Raw genomic sequence first — 4089 nt, 5'->3', positions numbered from 1 at the left:
GGGAATCGACCTTGAGGAATGCCGGAGAGCCGGGCATGGGTTTGCCGGTCGCCGGTTCAAGCAGCTTGGCCTTGGCTAACTGCTGAATCAGCGCTTCGTGGGGCTTTTGGGGCCGGACATTGGCCAGACGGGCCTCCAGCCATTGCAGCTTGCCGTCCCAGGCCGGTAATTGGGCTGGTGGCAAGGGGAGGATCTCGTTGATCTCGGGGACGCTGGGATTGGCGTAGGAATAGTTCGCTAGCAGACTCCAGATTTTTTCATAGCGCTCGGCGCGTTCAAGGTCTTCCTGTTGGCCGAGGTAGTTCAGTTTATCGGTGACGGGAGGACCACGAAAACCATCTTCCAACCAGCCAGCAGCGTCCTCGTCACCCGCTACAACGCCCATCTGGAATACTTCCAGGGCTTTCTGATACTCCCCCTTGCCTTGAAGATGGACGCCCAGTGCGATAGCCGCCCTGCCATTGCCTTGTTCGGCAGCACAGCGATACATTTGAAGTGCAACATTCGGGGCGATATCGATAGGTTCGAGCTTTTCGCCCACATAGTACTGAGCTTGAGCACTGCCCTGATCGGCTGCCTTGCGGTAATAGCGTAGCGACATTTCAGGATCTTTCGCTAACCCGGCTGATCCCTGTTGCAGGAAGATCCCGATAAAGTAATAGCCCGTCGCCACGTTCGCATCGATCAATTGCTGACTCAGGTGCCGGTGCTCCTTGCCCCTGAGTTTGAAATGACCACGCATGGCGCCATTCTGCAAGTTGATATTGGCCTTGTAATGGCCGTTCTCGGCGGCGATGCGATACAGGCGCTCGATCTCGACATCGACGGTTTTGTCTTGCTTGAGCTGATTGTTTTTCTGCAACCAGCGCGCGTACTGAAATAGCACATCGGCCTCGGCGGACGGCGCGGGGATCTGCTCGTGTACACAGGTAAAGGCCAAATTGGCCTTGATTTTGGTGAGAGGATTCAAGGGCGTGCCCTTTGTCGGCAAAGTAAGCACACTGCCTGCACCGCAAGCGGTCAACAGCAGGCTGGATACCAAGAGAGCCAGACGCATTAAAGCGCCATGCAAGCCTGGACCGCGTCCCAAGTGGCGCCTTTTCATACCGCGCTTGCCCGCTTGTGCCTGAGTGCGCAGCAATTGACGCCTTTCATGCCTCATCCCAACAGCCGCCAGTCGATGCTTTCCTCGCCAACGCTGATTTTGTTGGGGAGCAAGAAGCGCGGCTTGTGAGTGCGAAGCGTCAAGGTGGGCATGACTTCGTTCTCCTCGAAGTGGCGGATGATTTCGTCTTTCAGCATCCAGAAACCCTGACGATCGAGGCGTATCGCCTGCCAATAGCCGGTCCGTGGGCAGGGTTGGCCGCTGACGCAGGTCGGTGCGGGGTAATCGACCTTGAGGAATGCGGGAGAGCCGGGCATGGGTTTGCCGGTCGCCGGTTCAAGTAGCTTGGCCTTGGCTAACTGCTGAATCAGCGCTTCGTGGGGCTTTTGGGGTCGGACATTGGCCAGACGGGCCTCCAGCCATTGCAGCTTGCCGTCCCAGGCCGGTAGTTTGGCCGGTGGCAAGGGAAGAATCTCGTTGATCTCGGGGACGCTGGGATTGGCGTAGGAGTATCTTGCAAGCACACGCCAGATTATTTTATAGCGCTCGGCGCGCTCAAGGTCTTCTTGTTGGCCGAGGTAGTACAGCTCATCGGTGGCAGGCGGACCACGGAAGCCTTTATTCAAAAAAGAGGCCGATGTTTCATCTCCCGCAGCCACTCCAAGTTGGAATGCCTTAAGTGCTTCCTGATACAGGCCCTTTCCTTGAAGATTGACACCAAGATCGGAAGCCGCGTCACCATGTCCCTGCTCGGCGGCGCACCGGCGCATCTGCCGTGCAACGTCCGGCGCAATATCGCTTGGCGCCAACTTGTTTGCCACCGAATACTGAGCTTGGGCACTGCCCTGATCGGCTGCCTTGCGGTAATAGCGCAGCGACATTTCAGGATCTTTCGCTAACCCGGCTGATCCCTGTTGCAGGAAGATCCCGGTAAAGTAATAGCCCGTCGCCACGTTCGCATCGATCAGTTGCTGACTCAGGCGCCGGTGCTCCTTGCCCCTGAGTTTGAAATGGCCACGCATGGCGCCATTCTGCAAGTTGATATTGGCCTTGTAATGGCCGTTCTCGGCGGCGATGCGATACAGGCGCTCGATCTCGACATCGACAGTTTTGTCTTGCTTGAGCTGATTGTTTTTCTGCAACCAGCGCGCGTACTGAAATAGCACATCGGCCTCGGCGGACGGCATGGAGATCTGCTCGTGTACACAGGTAAAGGCCAGCTTGGCCTTGATTTCGGTGAGAGGATTCAAGGGCGTGCCCTTTGTCGGCAAAGTAAGCACACTGCCTGCACCGCAAGCGGTCAACAGCAGGCTGGATACCAAGAGAGCCAGACGCATTAAAGCGCCATGCAAGCCTGGACCGGGTCCCAAGTAGCGCCTTTTCATATCGCGCCTGCCCGGTTGTGCCTGGGTGCGCAGCAATTGACGCCTTTCATGCCTCATCCCAACAGCCGCCATTCGATGCTTTCCTCGCCAACGCTGATTTTGTTGGGGAGCAAGAAGCGCGGCTTGTGAGTGCGAAGCGTCAAGGTGGGCATGATTTCGTTCTCCTCGAAGTGGCGGATGATTTCGTCTTTCAGCATCCAGAAACCCTGGCGATTGAGGCGTATCGCCTGCCAATAGCCGGTCCGTGGGCAGGGTTGGCCGCTGACGCAGGTCGGTGCGGGGGAATCGACCTTGAGGAATGCGGGAGAGCCGGGCATGGGTTTGCCGGTCGCCGGTTCAAGCAGCTTGGCCTTGGCTAACTGCTGAATCAGCGCTTCGTGGGGCTTTTGGGGTCGGACATTGGCCAGACGGGCCTCCAGCCATTGCAGCTTGCCGTCCCAGGCCGGTAGTTTGGCCGGTGGCAAGGGGAGGATCTCGTTGATCTCGGGGACGGTGGGATTGGCGTAGGAGTATCTTGCAAGCACACGCCAGATTATTTTATAGCGCTCGGCACGCTCAAGGTCTTCTTGTTGGCCGAGGTAACTCGCCTTACTGGAGGGAAGAGGGCCGCGAAATGCGTTTTCCAAGCGGCCTGCAGCGCTCTCTTCACCTGCGGCAACGCCCATTTGCAACACTTCGAGTGCTTCCTTAAACGCCGCCTCATCTTTAAGATAAATTGACAGCATAACGGCGGCTCTGCCCTGCCCCTGCTCGGCAGCGCAGCGATACATCTTGAGTGCGATTTCCGGGGCAATATTGCTCGGTGCGAGCATGTCACCCACATCGTACTGGGCCTGAGCGTTGCCCTGATCGGCCGCCTTGCGGTAATAGCGCAGCGACATTTCAGGATCTTTCGCTAACCCGGCTGATCCCTGTTGCAAGAAGATTCCAATAAAGTAATAACCCGTCGCCACGTTCGCATCGATCAATTGCTGACTCAGGCGCCGGTGCTCCTTGCCTCTGAGTTTGAAATGGCCACGCATGGCGCCATTCTGCAAGTTGATATTGGCCTTGTAATGGCCGTTCTCGGCGGCGATGCGATACAGGCGCTCGATCTCGACATCGACAGTTTTGTCTTGCTTGAGCTGGTTGTTCTTCTGCAACCAGCGCGCGTACTGGAATAGCACATCGGCCTCGGCGGACGGCATGGGGATCTGCTCGTGTACACAGGTAAAGGCCAGCTTGGCTTTGATCTCGGTCAGAGGGTTCACAGAGGTATCCTGAGTCGGGTAAGTAGAAAGACTGCCGCTATCACAGGCGGCCAGCAGCAGACTTGTCAGCAACAGGAACTGGCGCATCAGTCGAGGTTCTTCAAGGTCTTTTCACCGTAATGGAACTCGACGAGTGGAGCGTCGGGTACTCCATGTTTCTTATCTGCCTGGCGTTTTTTGTTTTCGTCGATAATCTCCTGCCAAGCCCTGAACGCCTCCTCCGGATCATCCTGCGCGCCCCTCTTATCCGTATGCAGATTCCACAACCGTCGCCGCAATGCCTGCGTCACACTCATCCACTCATGAGCAATGTTCAACTCACTGTCCACCTGCATGCTGCGGGTGTTGA

Annotated in this window: 3 protein-coding genes and 1 pseudogene; all 4 read right to left on the bottom strand. The window is 57.0% G+C overall.

The features are described from left to right. Positions 1–970, bottom strand: a 970-nt coding sequence (locus AWM79_RS01440; protein ID WP_341844424.1) for an SEL1-like repeat protein, incomplete at its 3' end; no start/stop codon positions are given. 188 nt (positions 971–1158) lie between these two features. Beyond that, positions 1159–2442, bottom strand: a complete 1284-nt coding sequence (locus AWM79_RS01435; RefSeq protein WP_060781977.1) for an SEL1-like repeat protein — start codon at positions 2440–2442, stop codon at positions 1159–1161. A gap of 101 nt (positions 2443–2543) precedes the next feature. Further along, positions 2544–3827: an SEL1-like repeat protein gene (locus AWM79_RS01430; protein ID WP_060781976.1), complete on the bottom strand. Its 1284-nt coding sequence runs from the start codon at positions 3825–3827 to the stop codon at positions 2544–2546. After that, positions 3827–4089: pseudogene (locus tag AWM79_RS01425) on the bottom strand (phospholipase); the annotation flags it as partial. The gene AWM79_RS01430 and the pseudogene AWM79_RS01425, both read right to left, overlap by 1 nt.

The sequence above is a fragment of the Pseudomonas agarici genome (assembly GCF_001543125.1).
Classification (GTDB): domain Bacteria; phylum Pseudomonadota; class Gammaproteobacteria; order Pseudomonadales; family Pseudomonadaceae; genus Aquipseudomonas; species Aquipseudomonas agarici.
Note: the sequence above shows the minus strand (reverse complement) of the source record. Positions and strands in the feature narration are given on the sequence as shown.